17 protein-coding genes are annotated in these 21,356 nt (G+C 37.8%); 14 read left to right on the top strand and 3 right to left on the bottom strand.

Annotated elements, in window-relative coordinates; translation table 11 throughout:
• Positions 1-132 precede the first annotated feature (132 nt).
• Genes M5121_RS13950 through M5121_RS13930 form a run of 5 tightly spaced genes read left to right on the top strand, consistent with a single transcriptional unit; the run spans position 133 to position 3,671 of the window.
• Positions 133-939 carry a HesA/MoeB/ThiF family protein gene (locus M5121_RS13950; protein WP_283772310.1) on the top strand — a complete coding sequence of 269 codons (807 nt, stop codon included), beginning with the start codon at positions 133-135 and terminating at the stop codon, positions 937-939.
• Positions 940-996: 57 nt separating this feature from the next.
• On the top strand, positions 997-2,295 hold the full coding sequence (locus tag M5121_RS13945) for an ABC1 kinase family protein (RefSeq protein ID WP_249571509.1): 1,299 nt from the start codon (positions 997-999) through the stop codon (positions 2,293-2,295).
• A 26-nt stretch (positions 2,296-2,321) separates the two neighbouring features.
• Positions 2,322-2,702, top strand: a complete 381-nt coding sequence (folB, locus tag M5121_RS13940) for a dihydroneopterin aldolase (RefSeq protein ID WP_005160521.1) — start codon at positions 2,322-2,324, stop codon at positions 2,700-2,702.
• A complete protein-coding gene (locus M5121_RS13935; RefSeq protein WP_249571508.1) occupies positions 2,659-3,093 on the top strand; it encodes a 2-amino-4-hydroxy-6-hydroxymethyldihydropteridine diphosphokinase in 435 nt (144 codons plus the stop codon). Before folB ends, M5121_RS13935 begins: the two co-directional genes overlap by 44 nt.
• A 26-nt stretch (positions 3,094-3,119) precedes the next feature.
• On the top strand, positions 3,120-3,671 hold the full coding sequence (locus tag M5121_RS13930) for a DUF2799 domain-containing protein (RefSeq protein WP_249571507.1): 552 nt from the start codon (positions 3,120-3,122) through the stop codon (positions 3,669-3,671).
• A 78-nt stretch (positions 3,672-3,749) separates the two neighbouring features.
• Here the strand turns inward: M5121_RS13930 and coq7 are convergent, their stop codons facing one another.
• Positions 3,750-4,385, bottom strand: coding sequence for a 2-polyprenyl-3-methyl-6-methoxy-1,4-benzoquinone monooxygenase (gene coq7 / locus M5121_RS13925; protein ID WP_005215865.1), 636 nt, complete (start codon positions 4,383-4,385; stop codon positions 3,750-3,752).
• A 3-nt stretch (positions 4,386-4,388) separates the two neighbouring features.
• Positions 4,389-5,708 (bottom strand): MFS transporter, encoded by a 1,320-nt coding sequence (locus M5121_RS13920; RefSeq protein ID WP_249571506.1) that lies wholly within the window; start codon positions 5,706-5,708, stop codon positions 4,389-4,391.
• A 162-nt stretch (positions 5,709-5,870) separates the two neighbouring features.
• Between M5121_RS13920 and M5121_RS13915 the strand changes: the two genes are divergently transcribed.
• The 9 genes from M5121_RS13915 (at position 5,871) to M5121_RS13875 (ending at position 20,699) form a co-directional block, all read left to right on the top strand.
• Positions 5,871-8,597 (top strand): autotransporter assembly complex protein TamA, encoded by a 2,727-nt coding sequence (locus M5121_RS13915; RefSeq protein ID WP_249571505.1) that lies wholly within the window; start codon positions 5,871-5,873, stop codon positions 8,595-8,597.
• 48 nt (positions 8,598-8,645) lie between these two features.
• Complete coding sequence (locus M5121_RS13910) at positions 8,646-13,151, top strand: translocation/assembly module TamB domain-containing protein (protein ID WP_249571504.1); 4,506 nt, start codon at positions 8,646-8,648, stop codon at positions 13,149-13,151.
• A 131-nt stretch (positions 13,152-13,282) separates the two neighbouring features.
• Complete coding sequence (locus M5121_RS13905; protein ID WP_249571503.1) at positions 13,283-13,765, top strand: DUF4124 domain-containing protein; 483 nt, start codon at positions 13,283-13,285, stop codon at positions 13,763-13,765.
• A 103-nt stretch (positions 13,766-13,868) separates the two neighbouring features.
• Entirely contained in the window at positions 13,869-14,228 is a 360-nt protein-coding gene (locus M5121_RS13900; RefSeq protein ID WP_005160491.1) for a hypothetical protein, read from the top strand.
• Between the two features lie 258 nt (positions 14,229-14,486).
• Positions 14,487-17,126 (top strand): bifunctional aconitate hydratase 2/2-methylisocitrate dehydratase, encoded by a 2,640-nt coding sequence (locus tag M5121_RS13895; protein ID WP_249571502.1) that lies wholly within the window; start codon positions 14,487-14,489, stop codon positions 17,124-17,126.
• Between the two features lie 59 nt (positions 17,127-17,185).
• Positions 17,186-18,466 carry a PDDEXK-like family protein gene (locus tag M5121_RS13890; RefSeq protein WP_004680849.1) on the top strand — a complete coding sequence of 427 codons (1,281 nt, stop codon included), beginning with the start codon at positions 17,186-17,188 and terminating at the stop codon, positions 18,464-18,466.
• Entirely contained in the window at positions 18,463-18,807 is a 345-nt protein-coding gene (locus M5121_RS13885) for a hypothetical protein (protein WP_151958854.1), read from the top strand. The genes M5121_RS13890 and M5121_RS13885 overlap by 4 nt, the downstream gene beginning before the upstream one ends.
• 196 nt (positions 18,808-19,003) lie before the next feature.
• On the top strand, positions 19,004-19,987 hold the full coding sequence (locus M5121_RS13880; RefSeq protein ID WP_249571501.1) for an ion transporter: 984 nt from the start codon (positions 19,004-19,006) through the stop codon (positions 19,985-19,987).
• Positions 19,988-20,087: 100 nt separating this feature from the next.
• Positions 20,088-20,699, top strand: a complete 612-nt coding sequence (locus M5121_RS13875) for a DUF2238 domain-containing protein (RefSeq protein WP_249571500.1) — start codon at positions 20,088-20,090, stop codon at positions 20,697-20,699.
• A 25-nt stretch (positions 20,700-20,724) separates the two neighbouring features.
• Here the strand turns inward: M5121_RS13875 and M5121_RS13870 are convergent.
• Positions 20,725-21,356: MFS transporter (locus M5121_RS13870; protein WP_249571499.1), on the bottom strand; the 632-nt coding region annotated here is incomplete at its 5' end.

Here is a 21,356-nt window from a genome sequence, read left to right as displayed (position 1 = left end):
TCTGTTTCTTGCTCATGGTAAACTCCTAATGAGTATGTATAGTTTACCAAGTTAAACCCTCCTGTTTTTTAAGCACACATCATGTTCGTTCTAATTTATTACTTTCCTCAGAACCCACATCGACTTAAAATCATGAACACTTTTGATGATAAAGAAGTAAGTCCCGTGTCAGACCATTTGGAAAACGAATTTGAGCTAAGTAATGAGGAAATGCATCTCTATAGTCGTCAGATTTTATTAGATGGTTGGGATATCGAAGCACAAGAAAAACTAAAACTCGCCAATGTGCTAATAATCGGCGCAGGTGGTATCGGTTGTACCAGTGCTGAGCTGTTGGCACGTGCAGGTGTAGGTAAAATTACCATTGTCGATGCCGATACGATTGAAATGAGTAATCTGCAAAGACAAATTGCCTTTACGACAAAAGATTTAGGTCGATACAAAGCCGAAATACTGGCAAAGCATCTAAAAGACATTAATCCGCATATACAAGTTAGCTATCAAAATATACGATTCGATGAAACGAATGCTGATGAACTTGTACAGCATCAAGATGTAGTCTTGGATGGTTGTGATAATTTTACGACCCGCTATCTAGTGAATGCGCTGTGTAGAAAACATAAAGTACCGCTTATCAGTGCGTCAGCCATTGGTTTTGAAGGGCAACTGTTTATGGTGGATGCTGATTCAGCTTGTTATGAATGTCTGTTTCCGAAAGAAGATCATGCCAATGAAGGGTTCCGTTGTGCGGAGTCAGGTGTATTAGCTACCACTCCTGTAATGATAGCGTCATTACAAGCGCATCACACTTTGTTGTTTTTAGGACTTGGTCTGACACCATTAAAGCAAAAATTGTTGCTTTGGAATGGTTTAAATCTATCGCAACGCATTCTTAAATTTGAAAAAGATGTAAATTGTCCAGTTTGTCAGGCAACTTGATCGGTAAATTGAGCAAAATTTGCTAAACTAAGACCATCTGTAAGGCAATGAAAGATTATGAAAAGAAATATTTTATTCGATGGATTACGTTCTGTTGCACGTATCGGTGAAACAGTTATTGTTGCGGCACAAGCAGGTGTGAAATATGCAACTGAAAAACCAAGTAATGCAAAGCTTATGCGTGAGACCTTTGAGTCGCTTGGTTCAACATATATTAAATTGGGTCAATTTATTGCCAGTACGCCGTCTTTATTCCCTCGTGAATACGTTCAGGAATTCCAAGGCTGTTTAGATCAAACGCCAACCTTACCATTTAGCTATATCCAACAAGTATTAGCTGAAGAATTTGAAGGTCGTAATCTGAATGAAATTTTTAGTTTTATCGATGAAAAGCCACTAGCTTCAGCTTCAATTGCGCAAGTCCATGCCGCTCGACTGGTTACGGGTGAAGATGTGGTATTAAAGGTTCAAAAACCTGGTGTCGAAACCATTTTATATACTGACTTAAATGTAGTGCATTGGGCGACAAAACTATTAGAAAGAGCAGTTCCTAAAATTAAATTTGCTTCACTTTCTGAAATTGTGGATGAGATCAAAACACGTATGGTACGTGAAGTTGATTTTATTGAAGAAGCACAGAATCTGGATGACTTTATTCAATATCTGAACATTTCTGGCAATCAGGCTGCCACTGCACCAAAAGTTTATCATCAATTTTCAACGCGTCGTGTACTTACTATGCAGCGCCTGTACGGGGTGTCATTAACTGATTTTGATGTTGTTAAAAAATATGCCAAAGACCCAACACAAGTTCTGATTACTGCAATGAATACTTGGTTTGGTAGTCTCATGCTATGTAAGAGTTTCCATGCTGATTTACATGCTGGAAATCTGATGTTACTTGAAGATGGTCGTATTGGTTTTATTGATTTTGGTATTGTTGGTCAGTTAAACCCTGAAGTTTGGACAGCATGTATGGCATTTATGGATGCATTACAGCATACCAATTATGTTGCGATGGCTGAGAATATGCTGAAAATGGGCATGACTCATCATAAAATTGACACTCAAGTCTTGGCTGATGATTTAGAGCGTTTATTTAGCGGTGTATTACTGGCAGATCCGCAAGAAATTCTCAGTTCCAATCCAGCAGATTTGAATGACATTATGATGGATATGGTGGCTGTCGGTGAGCGTCATGGTATCAAATTCCCGCGTGACTTCGCTTTGTTATTCAAGCAAATGCTATATTTTGATCGTTTCATGCGTGTTCTCGCACCGTATACCGATATTTATGCTGACCAACGTTTAAAAATGGTTCACAATATTGAACCTGCTTCGTTTTTAAAGCATTAATTTATTTATCGGTTCATTAGGTCATTATGGATGCCATTATAATTGAAGGGTTGAAGGTGGATACTGTGGTTGGCTGTTTCAACTGGGAACGCCAAATTATTCAACCTTTGATGCTAGATCTCATTATTCATAATGATCTATCACAAGCTGCATACTCGGATGAGTTGGAAGATACGCTCAACTATGCGCAAATCTGTGAGCTTGCAGCCCAAGTTATACAAGAGGCTAAACCGAAACTGATTGAGCACGCCGCACAATTGGTACTTGAATGTTTATTTACGACTTTCCCCACGATCGAATCGATCAGTATCACCATTCGCAAACCCGCCATCATTGCACAAGCCAATGCAGTAGGAATTCGCCTTGAACGCAACAGAAACAATTTTTGCGCTCGCATTGGCGAGTAACCTCAAACAAAAACAAAATTTCACTTTTGCTTATCAACAGATATTAAGCTTAGGTATAGTGGAATTTTCTTCAATTTATAGAATCCCATGTCGAGATCGTGTTGGTGCCGATTATTGGAATTCAGCTTGTTTATTAAAAAGTCGACTGAATGTTGATGAGATCACTGAAACCCTGAAAAACTTAGAAGCACAATCTGGTCGAGTTCGTCCATCACATAATATTAGCTTGGATATTGATGTGATTGCTTGGGGGGAGACTTTAGAAGATATGCAATTTAATCCAAAAAAGTTACCATTAGCCTTAGATGTTAAAATTCCACTTTATGATTTGTGGCAGGTTCCAGATTTAGATTACGATAGGAAAAATTCTTATCCCGTTATTGCTATCTAACACTATAATAATAGGAACAATATTCCATGAATAAAATTTCATTGTTAGTAGGTTTTACAATTTTACTCTCAGGCTGTGCTGCCATGAGTGTTGAACAATGTAAAATTGCAAATTGGTTTAATGTTGGAGAAAAAGATGGTGCAGCAGGACAGCAATCTCGATTAGATAAATATTATTCTTCTTGTCAAAAAGCCAATATTGTGCCGAATCAAAAGCTTTACGAACAAGGCTACCAAAAAGGTTTGGGCTATTACTGTCGACCAGAAACTATTTTTAATGAAGCGTTAGAAGGGCGTGGTGATTTTCGTATTTGTCCGTTAGACAAACGTGAGTCTTTGCGAATATATTATCAAGTTGCAAATGACTACTACCAAGCAAACTCGGAGTTTGATCGCTCACAAAATGATATTAACTATTATTTAAAAGAGTTAGAGCGTAAAGACTTATCTGTTAAGGATCGTGATGATTATAGAAAACGTTTATATGATTTGCGCATCAATAGCAGCAGAGTTCAATCACGTTATCAAGATGCAGTTCGAAATTTGGAACGTTTTAAAGCTGAACGTGGGTTGCGCTAATTTTTAAATAGAATTATTTAAATTGATTGAAGTAATAAAAAAAGGGGAATGATGAAGTTACAATTTCCCCTTTTTTATTTATAAATAATAACTGGTTTTAGTCATTAATTTTGATATAGCTGTCATGGTAATACGCACAGGTACAGGTAGATCAACACCTCCAGCCTTTAAGGCTGTATCGCGGTGGTGTAATTCATCTTCATTCATTTGTTCTAAAATTTTACGTGAACGATCATCATGAGATGGAAGTTGTTGAATATGTTCCTGTAGATGTTGGCTGACTTGGCGTTCAGTTTCAGCGACAAACCCTAAGCTATATTTGTCACCTGCAATACCTGCTATTGCACCCATGCCATAAGATAAACCATACCAAATTGGATTGAGTACGCTCGTATGACTGTCTAATTCTTTTAAACGATCTTCACACCAAGCGAGATGATCTTGTTCTTCTATCGCAGCTTGTTGCATTTCTTCTCGAACATGGGGGAGTTTTGCAGTGAGCGCCTGGCCGTGATAAAGGGCTTGTGCACAGACTTCGCCACTATGATTGACACGCATTAAACCTGCTACATGGCGAGCATCGCTAACACATAATTGTGAAGGTTCTGAATTTGCTGGATTAGATCGCTGAGCAGCAGTTGCCCCTGGCACCAAGCTACGCAAAGCCTGATCAAAAGAATTAATAAGTTTATCGATACCTGTAAAATGACGCATATATTAATCCTCTAAAGTATTGGGTGCATTTTCTAACAACGGTTTTAAACGCTTTAATAACCAAAATGAGAAAATTGCACTTAAAACTGCAGTAATCGTAAATAATATTTTAATATCAATTTTTAAAATGCTTAAGATTAAAATTGAGAAAACTGCAGAAGAAACCATAAATACAGCATTTAGAATATTATTTGCGGCTACTACACGCGCACGATGAGAACGTGGTGAGTAAGCTTGCATCATTGCATATAGCGGCACAATATAAAATCCACCACTAATACCTAATAAAGTCACGGCAAGCATGACATGATAGTACACGACACCTTGGGTAAAAATATCTTTTAAACTCAGTAAATCGCCAGTTCGTTCAGGAACAAAAGTGAGGCTCGCTGCTAAATACAAAGCAAAGATCGTTAACCCAATCGCACCGTAAGGTACCATTTTAATATTGATCTCTGTACCACCGATACGTCTGCACAGTAATGAACCTACACCAATGCCAACAGAGAAAAAAGTGAGGAGTAGACTGACAACGTTTTCAGAAGCATGCAGGTTTTGTTGGGTCAATTGAGGAATTTGAGTTAAATAGGTTGCGCCATAAAACCAATACCAAGAATTACCGAGCAAAACAATAAATATGATTGGAAGGCTTTTAGCATATTTTAAAGTTTGAAAACTTGTACGAAAAAAATTCCAATCAATTTGTAAATCTGGCGCTGCAACCTTTTGAGGTAAAATAAATCGGCTACATAAATAGCCTAAGCAAGCTATGATGACAACAGTGACACTAATCCACAATAAGTTTCCTTCCGATGATGCAATAACTGCACCTCCAAGAATCATTCCTAATAATATTGCGATCGATGTACCTGATTGGAAAAGTGCATTACCAGACATCAATTCTTCTTGTTTTAGAATTTCTGGTAAAATTGCATATTTGATTGGACCAAAACAAGTTGAATGCGTCCCCATCAGAAATAATGCAAAAAGTAGTAACCATAAATTTCCAAGCAAGAACCCCGCGGTTCCAATCAACATAATGATAATTTCTAATATTTTTATAAAGCGAATGAGTTGAGATCTTTCATATTTATCAGCAATTTGCCCAGCAGTTGCAGAAAAGAAAAAGTAAGGCAAGATAAATAATAAGGCAGCTAAATTATTGAGTGTACTGACGGGGGCACTTTGTTGCTGGATCCAACCATAAGTGATCACTAAAAGTAGAGCTTGCTTAAAAACATTGTCATTTAAGGCTCCAAAAAACTGAGTGAAAAACATCGGTGCAAACCGACGTGATGTCATTAAGCGCTCATCTTGTTTCATTGTGTGTTCACTTGATTGTGTTTTATAAAAAAATGTGACGTACTGTAAAAATGCTACAAAATGCATGTATGATACTTTGATATTTGATTGGATGAAAATCAAAGATTTGAAGTATTTTCACCAGTCACAAATGATAAATTAAAAATAAGTTTAGAGTTCTACATGTCATCTAAAGCTAATTTTAAACAGTTAACGTTGGTTCATTCTATGCATTTAATATTTAAAATGCAGAGCTTTCCTAAACTTATTTGTAGCACTTTTTTAATTACTTCTTGTATATCAGCTGCTTGTGCACAAGAACAATTAACAGATACATCAAATAATAAAACCGTAGACCAACAGTCTTTGAATCAAGTTAAGTCTGATCAAAGTACTGAGGATACATCAACTGTTTTATCAAGCAGTACAAATCAGTCTCTTGCTAATCAAGCCGAACAAGACAGCTTGTTGGCATTGAAACAGCAAGAGCAGTCTAATAATCAGATTAATGAATTAAAACCGATTCAGCTTGATGATAATTTAGAAAATTTGCCAGTTATCCCTGTTGACCAAACAATGGCGAATGAAATTTTTCGTGAGGCTGAGAATGCAAAAAATGAGGCCCAAGCTTATCGAGAAAGTACGTCAAAAAATCCACCAACAGTTATTAAAGACATTTCACCGCCTGAACTGATAGAAATTACTAAGGCTCCAGTGGATATTAATCGGCTGATGCAAGATATTCAAACCGACAGTAAGATTGTCGTTGAAGCAAATGAAACGGGTAGAACACTACCAGAGTTTCAAACACAAAGTGATCAGCCTAAAGAAAAAGTCGGTTTCTTCCGAAAAATATGGAATCGTTTTCACCCAGATAGCTTGATGGGTGCAGAGAAAATTCCGCGTATTACTGCTGATGTAGCTGGAGCGCCTCCTGCGTTGGCTGCAAATATAAAAGCAAAACTATCAAGTTTTACTCAAGAATCTTTTGAAGACTTTAACACCGCTTTACCTCAGTTAAGAGTGTTGACCAATCAGGCTGCACAAGCTGTAGGCTATTATAATGCCACGTATAAATTTGAAAGGGTAAGTGATAATAAAGTTAAAGTCATTGTCACACCGAATGAACCCGTCCGTATTAAAGAGCAAAATATTGAATTTTCTGGTGCGGGTGAAAACCTGCCTCACTTCCAAGTTTTACGCTTGATCCCAGAACAAGACAAAGGGGATATCTTTAATCACGGTAAATATGAAACAACAAAAACAAAGATAGTGAATGCCGCATCGGATAACGGTTTTTTTGATAGTTATTGGCGTTTGCATGATGTCAAAATTACCCAGCCAGAAAAAGTAGCTGAAATTAATCTAAAATATGAGACGGGCGAGCGATATAAACTTAAACAAGTTGAGTATCGTATGAGCGATCCAACTAAGCCATTGCCTTTAACTCAAAAAGTTTTAGATAGTTTGGCACCTTGGAAAGAGGGTGATGACTATGCATTTTGGCGTGTAAATGCCTTAGCAAATAACTTAACGAATACACGTTACTTTAATTACACATTGGTAGATACGATTAAACCTGATCCAGTTCAGCCTACTTTAGAGTTAGCGCCAGATCTTCAAGCTTTAGTCGATCAACAGAAAATCCAACAATCTCAATTGCTAAATAGTCAACAGAAAGCAGAATTGGCAAGACAAAAAGTAACTTCTGCACAACAAGTGACGCAAAATGTCGTTGATGAAACACAATTCTCTGGAGGTCAACCCCCTCAAGCCTATGCTCTAGCACGCTCTATGCCCTTATCACATGAACATGATGATGAAGAAGATGAACGCCGGAAATTAGAAGAGCAAACGAGAATTGAGAAAAAAATTCCAGTCGTAGTAACGCTTAATGCCGACCGTTTGAATAGTTTAGAAACTGGTATTGGTTACGGTACAGACACGGGTGCTCGTGTGCGTAGTCAATACAGACGAGCAATTGTAAATAAGTATGGTCATGCATTTGATGCCAATATTGAGGTTTCACAAATTCGTCAATCTATAGATGGGCGATATAGCATTCCTTATAAACATCCGTTAAATGATTATTTTAATGTTGTCGGTGGTTACGAGCGTGAAGAGCGCAATGACATTGGCCCAGATATTAATTTATTGGTTGAGTCCGCTGTTTTAGGTGGTGAACGTGTTATTAAAAATCCTTTGGGTGATTGGCAACACATCATTGGTTTACGTTACCGTTTAGATCGCCTAACTAAAAAAGGTGATATTGATATCAATGAATTACCTGACGCTTTTAAAGTATCAGGGATTGATTCGGAACAAGAATCCTTGTTATTTGGATATGAACTTTCTAAGACCAATAGTAATTCCCTCTTGAATCCAACCAAAGGTTTTAAGCAAACCTACAAGCTTGAATTAGGGACAGAGTCATTATTATCAAATGCAAATATGGCAATTTTGACAGGTGGATGGCGTTTTATTTATTCATTGGGTGAAAATGAAAATCACCAATTTGTAGGTCGAGCTGACACCAGTTATATTTTCACAGATGATTTTAAAAAAGTGCCTTATAACCTCCGTTTCTTTACAGGTGGAGACCAGTCCTTACGCGGTTTCGATTACAAAAGTCTTTCGCCAGAGGAGAACGGTTTTAAAATCGGTGGACAAGCTTTAGGCGTAGGATCTTTAGAGTACAATTATCAGTTTAAAGATGGTTGGCGAGCAGCAATTTTCTCTGATTTTGGTAATGCGTATGACAAACAGTTTAGTAACCCAACCGAATATAGTATTGGTGTTGGTATCCGTTGGAGATCACCAATAGGACCAATACGGCTTGATGTGGCATCTGGTATTTCCAATGACAATAACCCGATCCGATTACATTTTTTCATCGGCTCACAGCTTTAATAATTTAAAAACATCCTTTAGAAAAGCTCAAACAATTTTAGGTTGATTATGACGGAAGTAGAACCGCAACTAACGCCACCAGTTGGACCAAGACCAGAACGACGCATCGTGAGAAGTGTTGCTTTAATTTTGTCGATCATACTTTTGTTATTGGTTAGCTCTTTAATCGTTATGATTTCTACCGACAAAGGCAGTCGTTTTTTATTAGATCGGGTATTGCAAAGCCAAAAAATGATTCGTTATGAATATGAGGGGGGAAATTTACTCAGAGGAATCATCCTTAAGAATGTTTTAGTTCAATTAAAAGCTGTAGATGTTACTTTGGATCGTGCTGATGTTTCTCTTGGTTGGCGCGCAATCTTAAATAAAGAAATACATTTAAGTCATGCTGATGTACGTAATCTGAAAGTGATCAACAAAAAATCGCCTTCAGGTAAGCCATTTGCCTTTGATGCAATCAAACTTCCATTCGTATTGCGTGTAGATGAAGCAACTCTTGATCATCTTGAGATTAAAGCTCAAACATCGAAAGTTGGTTTTAATGATATTTACTTGAAAGATGCCCTATGGTCTGGAACCAAATTAGAGTTTAAGGATTCTAAAATGGATATGGGATATTTAGCAGTCCAACACGCCACAGGGAAAATGGATTTTAGTGGTAAATATCCAATTAATGCGAAAGCAGATCTAATCATTCCATCGTTAAAAAGTTTAAATATTCATACTATTAAAGTTGTTGCAGCGGGATCTTTAGATACATTAAAAGCAGGTGTCGCAACACAGACCCCAGATTTATTAACAGGTTGGGCTGTTATACACCCGGTGCGTGATCACGTACCGATGCAAGGCGAACTGCTTTTTAAAAATTATCATTTACCTTTGTTGCAAGAACAGAAATTATTTGCCAAAGATGGTGTTGCAAGATTTAGCGGCGATATTCGAAAATTGGTTTTAAATCTAGATACCGATTTGACAGGTGAGCAAATCCCCGAAGGTAAATACAATGCTTTAATGGAGACAGATCTAAAGAATCAATTGAATATTCAAGACTTTAATGGTCAATTAATGGGTGGATCTATTGCACTCAAAGGTTTAGTCAATTGGCATGAGCATGTTTCATGGGATATTCAAGGTCGTTTGGATCATTTAAACCCTAAAGATAAAACTGTTCCGCAAATCGCAAAGGATTTTTTACCGCCTAATTTAGATGCTAATTTAAGTTCATCTGGGTCTATGGAAAAAGGTTTAGCTTTAAGTGCACAGCTTGCTTTTGATCAATATGAAACTTGGGCTGTTAAACTCAATCAAGCTGCACCGAAAGATCACAAACCACAGCCGATGCTATTAAATGTGGCATGGAAAAATATAGATCGGGCAGTTCCTTATATTGGTTGGTTGACTAGCGAAGACGGTCATACCGACATTGCCTTAAAACAAGGTCAACAAGATATTTATGTTTCTACAACAGTAAAACCTCATGAGAAAGCATTATTACCAACGGGTAAATATGATGCCCGTCTTGATATAAAATCAAATCTACTGAATGTTGAAAACTTTCGTTATCAGGCTGCGAAAGGGAGTTTATCTGGGCAAGCAAAAGTTAAATTACCTACTGAAAAGCAACAGTTAGCCTGGCAGGCTCAGCTTAAAGCCAAGAATTTTAATCCACAAACAGTCGTTGCTACTGCACCTGTTAATTTATTAAATGGCGATATTAAAGCAACTGGTTTTGCAAAACCGAATCGACAGATCATTCAATTTGATCGTATTGATTTAAAAGGTCAAATTGTTCAGTCAGATCGTATAGAAACCGTTGCATTAAAAGGCAAAAGTACAGCCGCTTTAATGTTTAATGATCAGAAGTCTGGTGGAGGTTTTAAAAGTTTTGCAGTTGATTACAGCGGTTCATTAAATGCATTAAATCAAGGCAATGGATTGTTGAAAATCAACGTGGCAGGAACACCAGAATATATAAAAATTAATGAGTTAAAACATGATGGCGTGGCAGGTAAGATTTTTGCTACAGGTGCTGTGAACCTAAAAGATAAACTTGGTTGGGATATCAATGCATCTTTAGTACGCTTCAAACCACAGTATTTTGTTTCAACACTTAAAGGTGAACTCTCAGGGCATGTTAAAACACAAGGCGTTTGGTCTGAAAAGCTGAAGCGCATTGATATTCGGGATTTAAACGCGGCAGGTTTTCTCAATAATAAACCTGTTCGTGGTCGTGGTAACCTTACTTTGTTGCTAGACTCCAACCAGAAAGGTTTTTTACCGCAACAGTTTGAAGCCAATAACTTATTTTTTGCCTATGCTCAGAACCAGTTACAAGCCACAGGCAATGCACAAAGTTTAAGAGTGAAACTAAATGCTCCAGCCTTGTATGAGCTTTATCCAGGTTTGCAAGGTCGTGCCTACGGCGTTTTAAACGTTCAATCACAGCCACGTTTAAAAGCAACTGCAAATATTGCCGTGGATAACTTCGCATTCAAGGATGTGGCAAGCGTTAAATCACTGCGTATTCAGGGTGAATTGCCGACTTCTGAAGCAACACCTACATTATTAGTTGCCAAAGTTGATCATTTACGTAGTGGTAATCGTGAAATAGAAAATGCAACGATTAACTTAGGAGGCACGCGCAAAGCACATATATTAAAAGTTGAAAGTAATAATCGCCAATCTAATTTTTATGTACAGCTTGCAGGTGGTTTCAATCAGAACAATGAATGGTTAGGACAATTACAAAAAGGTCACTTTAAATCACGCCGTATTGATTTAGTACAAAATCAAAGTGCAGCCATCATTTATTCTACAGCCCAATCTGAACTTTATATTGGACAGCATTGTTGGCAAAGTCTGCATAGTCAGGTTTGTTTAGATCAATCGGCACGTATTAGCCAAAATAAAGGTAATTTTTCAGTTGTTACTAAAAATCTAGATTTAAATGATTTTGCGGTATTTATGCCAGAAGGTTTAGCAGTTACTGGTCAACTGAATGGTTATGCTCGAGCTTCGTGGGCTAAAGGTAGTCACCCAAAACTAGATGCAAGTTTAGTCACTCGTAAAGGAGCATTGGGCCTTGCACCTGATGATCCTCAAGATATTGCGACCACAGTCACCTATGATGAATTGAGCTTAATCGCGAAAAGTGTCAATGATGGCTTATTATTCCGTGTGGATATGAAAACACCGGACATTGGTACAGGTTACGCTAACGTGATCGTGAATCCATTTCAAAATGGAATGCCAATGCGTGGTGAAGTTGCTTTTGATAATGTACAACTCAAAGTATTCAAGCCATTTATTAAAGATGTGCGTTCAATGGCGGGCACGCTTGCACTGGCTGGAAAAATTAATGGCACACTGACTCAACCACAATTTACAGGTGAAATGCGCTTAAAAAATGGCGCAATTAGTATGATTTCACTGCCTGTAAATTTAAACAACATTCAGCTTTATTCATCTATTCGACAAGATTCAGCCAGTATTGATGGTGCGTTCAACAGTGGACAAGGGGTTGGGCGATTAAAAGGTAGCTTCAATTGGAAAGAAGATCCTCATCTCGCGCTTAGTTTGAAAGGTGATAATCTTTTAATTCGCCAAGCGCCGATGATTACCGCAATCGTGCAACCTGATTTAAATTTGGATGTTTACCCATTTAAACAACAATTGAGTTTAAGAGGAACGATTGATGTACCACGTGCTCGTATTTCAATGCCAGAGACTACTGCACCAGTTGTAAATATTTCACCAGATGTACGAGTCGTACAGCAAGGACAAGATTTACTTTCGACATTGAAAGCAGCTAAACCGTGGGATATTCGCGCGGATATGACTCTGACATTGGGCAATCAAGTGATCTTCCAAGGTTTTGAAAGTAATATTCCATTGGTTGGTCGCTTGCATTTATCACAACGTGGTTTAGAAACTGCAATGCGAGCAAATGGTGCAATTGGCGTGAGTCAGAAAGTGAAGATTGAAGCTTATGGTCAAAGCTTAGATTTGAACCGCGCAATCGCACGTTTTAATGGTCCACTTGCGAATCCGACACTTGATATTGATGCGAATAAATCAGTCCAAGGTAGTATGGTTGGTTTACGTGTGACTGGGACAGCAACCGTTCCAAATGTTCAAATTTATAATGATGCAGGTTTATCTGAACAAGAAGCATTGAATGCATTGGTCACAGGTCGTATCAATGAAGGAAGTAGCGGCCTAAGTAATACAGAAGGCTTTAAATCTGATGTAAACAATACCATTGCAGCCGCAGGCATCAGTATGGGCTTAGGAGGAACACGGGCGTTAACGAATCAGATTGGTCGAACATTTGGTCTCAGTGGTTTAGCACTTGATGCACAGGGTACAGGTGATGACACCCAAGTGAGTTTAACGGGCTATATCACGCCAGACCTGTTTATTCGTTATGGCATAGGCGTATTTACACCTGTAAATAAATTGACCTTGCGTTATCAAATGAATCGCCGTTTATACTTAGAAGCCAGTCAATCTTTAGAGAGAGCCATTGACGTATTCTATAATTGGCGTTTTTAAAGCTTTTTTAGAAAACCTGTTTTATGAAAATAAAGCAGGTTTTTTTATGCTGGGTATTTTTAAAAATATGCTAAAATAAAAATAAGCTATTGAAAAATATAAAGATTAATGACATTTTTGGGAGAGAGTGGATGAAACCTGTCACTTTAAGTCAACTTTTGGCAACTATAGGCTTAATATTGCTCAGCTTTACAATCCAAGCACATGCAAAAGAGTATTATAAATGGGTCGATTCGAAAGGAGTAACGACTTATTCTGCAACACCACCGCCCACTCAGAAGCAAGATCCTCAACTTGATCCAACTAAAAAAAATATAAATACAACAGTGACAACTCCCAGTGCGATAAATGTTTCCGTGGCCAATAACAAAGAACAAAAAAATGTTCCAACGGTAACGACACAAACAGCGAAATCAACAGGTACAACTACTGCAACCTCAAATGCAACCATTACAGCCGCGAGTGAAGCACTAATCCCTGTGAAGAATTGCAATGGTGTAAGATGTTGGGATGCGAAAGGTAAACCTTATAATTTAGTTGCAGGCACAACCTATCTTTCTTCTACAGGCGGTAAATGTCAGAAAATGGGTAATAGCATGCGTTGCAGTAAATGATTTGTATTATTTTATTGCAGCTCATACGGATTTAAACGCTTCTTTTTTGCAAAATGAACAACTTTCAGTATGATGTGTGCATCAAATTAATCGCAGTACGATGATGAAAAAAGTTTTTTTGATTGCAATAGGTTTGGTGCTAGTTGGTTGTGCAGATAAAAAGCAATTAACTCCAGCAGAACAGTGGCATGGTTATTGTGTCAGTGTGGGCAATGCAGCGCGTTCAATTACTTTGGACCGTCAAAATGGCATTGAACAAAAGCAAGCAAAAGAACATGCAGATAAAATTGAAGATGAAACAACACGTAAATTTATCTTTGAAATTATTGAAACGGTATATGCAATGCCAATTGATCAACTGAAGGCGAATCCTGATGCAGAACGTGAACAGTTGAAACAGAAATTTACTGAACAATGCTTGGCTACACCACATGACCAGCTACCAAAGTATAAATCATTTTAATAGGTTCATTTGAAAGACACATCAGTTGTCTTTTTTTATGCATGTAATTTGTTGTTTTATTAAGCTTTGATCTAAGACCAAAGCGGTATTCAAAAGAGATGAACATTTCGCTATAAAATAATGGGCATCACGTAGAAATACGGTAGTTGCATTAACTTTTAACGCGAAGTCTAGTAAAATTTTGCTGTCCATATTACTTGTAAAGCTTGTAGCAAGCTGGAACTTGCAAGTAATTTTTTAAAAAAGAGGAATAACACTGTGCTAGAAGCTTACCGCCAACACGTTGAAGAACGTGCCGCACTCGGAGTCCCACCGAAGCCGCTTGATGATGCTCAAACTGCTGAACTTGTAACTTTATTAAAAAATCCACCAGCAGGCGAAGAAGCATTTTTAGTAGATTTGCTTGAAAACCGTGTTCCAGCAGGTGTTGACCAAGCTGCATATGTTAAAGCTGCTTTCTTGGCTGCTCTAGCAAAAGGCGAAGCAACTTCTCCACTTGTAACTAAAGAGCGTGCAGTTTACTTACTAGGTACGATGCTTGGTGGTTATAACGTTGCTCCTTTAGTTGAACTTCTTGACAATGCTGAGCTTGCTGAATTAGCTGCAGAAGCATTGAAGAAAACTCTTCTTGTATTTGATGCATTCCATGACGTAGCAGACAAAGCAAAAGCTGGCAATGCTGCGGCTAAAGCTGTTTTACAATCTTGGGCTGAAGCAGAATGGTTCACAAGCCGTGCTGACGTTCCAGAAGAAATCAAAATCACTGTGTTTAAAGTAACAGGTGAGACCAATACTGATGACTTGTCTCCAGCTCAAGACGCTTGGAGCCGTCCAGATATCCCATTACACGCAAATGCAATGTTGAAAAACGAGCGTGACGGTATCTACCCTGAAAAACCAGGTGAAGTTGGTCCATTAAGCCAAATCAAAGAATTGATCGCGAAAGGCAATCAAGTTGCTTACGTGGGTGACGTTGTTGGTACGGGTTCAAGCCGTAAATCTGCAACTAACTCTGTACTTTGGTTCTTCGGTAACGAACTTCCACACATTCCAAACAAAAAAGATGGTGGTGTGTGCTTAGGTTCTAAGATCGCTCCAATTTTCTTCAATACAATGGAAGATGCAGGTGCATTACCTGTTGAAATCGACGTTGCGAACATGAACATGGGCGACGAAGTTGTATTGAAAATTGATCATGCTGCTGCAAAAGTTACTGCATTCAAAGACGGTGTACAAATTGCAGAAGCTGAGCTTAAAACGCCTGTACTATTAGACGAAGTACGCGCTGGTGGTCGTATTAACCTGATTATTGGTCGTGGTTTAACAGCTAAAGCGCGTGAAGAATTAGGTCTTGAGCCTTCTACTTTATTCCGTACTCCAGTACAACCTGCTGATACTGGTAAAGGTTTTACACAAGCTCAGAAGATGGTAGGTCGCGCATGTGGTCTTCCTGAAGGTCAAGGTATCCGTCCTGGAACTTACTGTGAACCTAAGATGACCACTGTTGGTTCTCAAGATACAACTGGTCCTATGACGCGTGACGAGTTAAAAGACTTGGCGTGCTTGGGCTTCTCAGCTGACTTAGTGATGCAGTCTTTCTGTCACACTGCTGCGTATCCAAAACCAGTTGACGTAACAACTCACCATACATTACCAGACTTCATCATGAACCGTGGCGGTGTATCTTTACGTCCAGGTGATGGTATTATCCACTCTTGGTTAAACCGTATGTTACTTCCAGATACAGTTGGTACTGGTGGTGACTCACATACTCGTTTCCCAATCGGTATTTCATTCCCAGCGGGTTCTGGTCTGGTTGCGTTCGCAGCTGCAACTGGTGTTATGCCACTTGACATGCCTGAGTCTGTACTTGTTAAGTTCAAAGGTAAAATGCAGCCTGGTATTACTTTACGTGACCTTGTACATGCGATTCCTTACTATGCGATCAAAGCTGGTGACTTAACTGTAGAGAAGAAAGGTAAGAAAAACATCTTCTCTGGTCGTATCCTTGAGATCGACTTAACAGAAATGGAAAATGACTTGACTGTTGAGCAAGCATTCGAGCTTTCTGATGCATCTGCTGAACGTTCTGCTGCTGGCTGTTCAATCACTCTTTCTGAAGAGAAAGTTGCTGAATACCTACGTTCTAACATCACCATGTTGAAGTGGATGATCGCAGAAGGTTATGGCGATGCTCGTACAATAGCGCGCCGTGCTGAAAACATGCAGAAGTGGTTAGATAACCCAAGCCTGTTAAAAGCTGATGCTGATGCAGAATACTTAAAAGTTTACGAAATCGATCTTGCTGACATCAAAGAACCAATTCTTTGCTGCCCGAACGATCCAGATGACGCTAAACTTCTTTCTGAAGTTCAAGGCGACAAAATTGATGAAGTATTCATCGGTTCTTGTATGACAAACATCGGTCACTTCCGTGCTGCAGGTAAATTGCTTGAGCAAGTACCAGGTGGTTCTTTATCAACTCGTCTTTGGATTGCGCCACCAACGCGTATGGATGAGCATCAGTTGATGGAAGAAGGCTTCTATAACATCTATGGTAAATCAGGCGCACGTACTGAAATGCCAGGTTGTTCACTCTGTATGGGTAACCAAGCACGCGTAGCACCGAACACAACATGTGTATCGACTTCTACTCGTAACTTCCCGAACCGTTTAGGTCAAGGTGCAAACGTTTACTTGGCATCTGCTGAGCTTGCGTCTGTAGCTGCGGTTCTTGGTAAATTACCAAGCCCAGAAGAATATCAACAGTACGCGTCACAAATTGACAGCGCTGCTGCTGACATCTACAAATACTTGAACTTCGATAAGATGAGCGAATATACAAAAGAAGCTGATCAAGTTGATACCAAGAAAATTCAGGCTGCTCAATTGACTTAATTTGTTGATTTAGCTATAAATAAGGGCTGAGTAATCAGTCCTTATTTTTTGGATATATTGTGGATATAAAAAATCAATTATTAAGTTTGATCGATCATGTTGTAAAGACTAATGAAGAAAACATTGTAAAAAATAAATCTAAGGGTGAGTATTTTAATCTTATTAAAATAATGGGAATGGCAACAAGTGAAGTACATACACATACTCCAATTATTGCTGACTTACTCAATCCTAAAGGGAGTCATGGACAGGGAAGTATCTTTCTTAAAATATTTGTCGAATATTTCTCACTGAATTTTGATATAAATACAAAAGTAATTGTAGAAAGGGAAAAACGAGAAGGAAAAGATCAAATTGATATTTTAATAAGAAATGATCATCAAATAATGATTATTGAAAATAAGATTTATGCCTCAGATCAGAGTAAACAATTAAATCGTTATTATTCATATTGTATAGCAAAGAATAAACAGCCAATATTGATTTATTTATCTCTATTGGATGCTCAACCAAGTAAAAAATCTTTAGGTCATATCCTCAGAAATGAGGAGGATGGTTGTTACTATTTGAATGGTGATATTACACAACCAGTTGATCTTTCAATATTGAATTATCAAAATGACTTGCTGGGTTGGTTAAGTGAGATAGAGCAATATTTAAATGATCAGACGAATATCTTGGCTGCTATACAGCAATATAAAAATTTAGTTCTACAAATGACAGGAAATATTATGTCGAATAAAAGTGCGATCAAGGAATTATTACTTTCTGTTGATTCGAAACAGTTTAAAGCTATTTCAGATATTAATCATATATTTCAGAGTCAAGAATTTCGTGGCGAATTATTAGAGAGATTTTTTAGTGAAATTGATACAAGTTTCAATCACTATCAAGGATATTCAATTTCACTCGATAGTAAATATAATAATGTTCGGCATGATTTGTCAAAATGTAAAAGATGGTTCAAAAATTTACAAAAATCAAAGCGAATGAGTCGAGATTTTATAGGGTGTATTTTTGAGCATGAAGCAGTACCTTTATTAAAGTTTATGATTATTGTGGTCACAGAAGGATTGCATTATGGTGTGGTTTGTGAAGATAGTAATATCAATTTAAAAGATGTTATTGATGATTCTTTATGGTTATCTCAGAGCAATAAAAATAAACTAGAGATGTCTTGGATGAGTAAATTGGTATGCAATATCCGTAATTTTGATTCAATAACTCTTGATTTATTAGTTACTCAAGATAATGAAATATTTGATCGTTGGATTGGTGAAGTGATTGCCAATTTTAATTCTGTTATTGAAGAATTTAAACAATTAGATGAAGCTAAATGATGAAAATAGGTATATTCTGGTATGACAAAAACCAAGTCATTGGGATTGCCCATAACTTTGTTTTGTCTGATGTAGATTCATTAGGCCTGATTGATAGTTCTTATACTCATGTTGGGTATTGGGAAATATTAAGATACCAATTTGACCATTTAAAATATCTAGAATATGAGGAAATACCAAGAGGTCGAGTGATCTTTAATATTAAAATGAATCAAACCATTGTTTATATGGATGCAAAACTGTTCAAGAAACCAATTGCTCAAAAAGTTGAAAGTTTTTTTGATTTAGACTTTGAACAAGTAAAATGGAAAAAAGATCCACATTATTATACAATCAAATAGCAAATATAGACTGATAAGAAATATATTCCGTACTCTTGTCAATCACAATATAAAGATTTCAATGAAACTTACGACGAAGCCAGTTTTCAAAAATCCATTAAGAGTGGTCTAGACTAAACCAAAGATAGAAATGACTTATCAAACGCTCAGGCAACATGATACATTTTAACCTGATTTATATAACGATAAATATGGTATGGCTCAATTTTCATGGCAACAGCTAAGACAGTTTGTTTATAACAATCTGCATGATGATGACTATAAAAGTAAGGTGAGTACCTGTGTCAACTACTTACTGATTTCCCTAATCATTGCCAATGTTGCAGCGGTGCTATTGGAGTCAGTGGATGACTTGTATAAGCTATATCAGCCTTATTTCAATATTTTTGAAAATCTCTCAATCCTTATTTTTAGCGGTGAATATTTATTAAGGCTATGGAGCATCGTTGAAAAAAATCCACAGGAATCAGCATGGAAACAACGGTTTCGCTGGATGAAAAGTGGCGGGGCGATTATTGACCTAATGGCGATTTTACCTGCATATCTGAATTTCTTTGTTCATATCGATTTGCGTTTTTTACGAGTTCTACGTTTATTCCGCTTACTCAAACTGACCCGATATTTTGTTTCATTACAGATATTATTAAGGGTAATTCAACGAGAAAAAGGTTCTTTCCAAGCAGTTATTTTCATTTTGGTCATTATGATTGTGATGACGGCATCCGCAATTTATGTGGTGGAAAATAAAGCTCAGCCTGAAGCATTTAGCTCAATTCCAAAAGCAATGTGGTGGGCGGTTGTTACATTGACAACAGTGGGTTATGGTGATGTAACACCAGTAACCAATTTAGGTCGAATACTAGGTGCGTTTATTACTATTCTAGGTGTTGGTATTGCAGCTTTGCCTGCAGGTATTTTGGCTTCAGGTCTTGCAAATGAATTAAACCAGCGCAATCAAAGACTGGAACAGGAGTTTCGGGAAGTTCTGCAAGCCAAAGGGCTGGACTTGTTGCATGACCAAGTTGAAATTGAACGAATTCGGAAAAAAGTGGGTTTACCAAAAGAGCAGACCCATGAAATTATCATCCAGTTGGTTAGGGAGAAGCTGCTTGAAGATCAGCAACAGGAAAAAAAGAAATATCATTACTGTCCGCATTGTGGTGAAAAATTATCCGAATAAACCTCAAGTTTATTGTCAAGTTTAATGAAAAATAGAGTTGAGGATCAATTTTAAGAATCGAGTCATGTTAAGACAAAATAATAAAATTAGAGGAGATTATATGAGTCAAAAACTGATGTTGTGTTGTGCGGCATTTATTCTTATGTTGATTTTAATCATTTCAGGTATTCATCCATTTGACCGTGGTACATGGGTGATGGAGGTTTTGCCTGTCTTAATTATTGTTCCATTATTGATTTACAACTATAAAACATTTCCGCTCACCAATCTTTTGTATAGCTTAATTTTCTTGCACGCCATTGTTTTAATCGTCGGTGGGGCATATACCTATGCACGTGTACCTTTAGGTTTTGAGATCGCTCAATGGTTCAGTTTAGATCGAAATCCTTATGACAAGATTGGACATTTTATGCAAGGTTTTGTGCCTGCCATTGCTGCACGGGAAATTTTGATTCGACATCAGATTTTAGCCAAAGGGAAAATGCTCAGTTTTATTGTGATCTGTATTGTACTGGCCATTAGTGCGACTTATGAATTGATTGAATGGGCAGCTGCATTAGCGCTTGGACAAGGTGCGCAAGAGTTTCTTGGTACACAAGGATATGAATGGGATACCCAGTCTGATATGTTTTTTGCCTTAATTGGAGTAATAACTGCCTTGCTATTGCTGTCCAAATGGCATGACCGACAAATTGCAAAGCTGATGAATTGATCTTAATCAATGTATGAATCTGTCATTAAGAAACGACAGATTCATTTTTCTGTGAGTATTTTGCATACGCCAGTGCAATGAGCAGAATTGCCAAACCACCCAGGCTTAAAACAAAACCTACCCAGATCGGTGCTAACCAACCCATATTATGGCTAAGTACCCATCCTCCAAGAAATGCGCCTAAGGCATTGGCTAAATTAAATGCAGAATGATTTAATGATGCCGCTAATGTTTGTGCATTCCCTGCGATGTCCATTAAATGTGTTTGTAATGCGCCACCTAATCCAATCACAGTGAAACCAATCAGAAATAAGGCTGTAATCGCAGTATAGAGATTAGACATCATAAAACTTGCAAGTACAAAGGCGAGTGCAGAGCTCACCAAAATTCCAATCATCGTTTTAAATAGGCTTTTATCTGCTAGCCAGCCTGAAACGAGACCTCCAATCACCATACCAACACCCCAAATGGCTAGCGCAATCGGGACGATACGAATATCGGCGTGTGTATATTCAGTTAAAATTGGAGATACATAACTATAAGCAGAGAACATACCACCAAAACCAACTGCACCCACGGCAAGTGTTAGCCACATATTGATGTTTTTTAGACCTGCCAATTCCGCTCTAATACTGGCTGACTTTTGTAGTGGAATAT

Source organism: Acinetobacter sp. ANC5681 (assembly GCF_023488045.1).
Classification (GTDB): Bacteria; Pseudomonadota; Gammaproteobacteria; order Pseudomonadales; family Moraxellaceae; genus Acinetobacter.
Note: the sequence above shows the minus strand (reverse complement) of the source record. Positions and strands in the feature narration are given on the sequence as shown.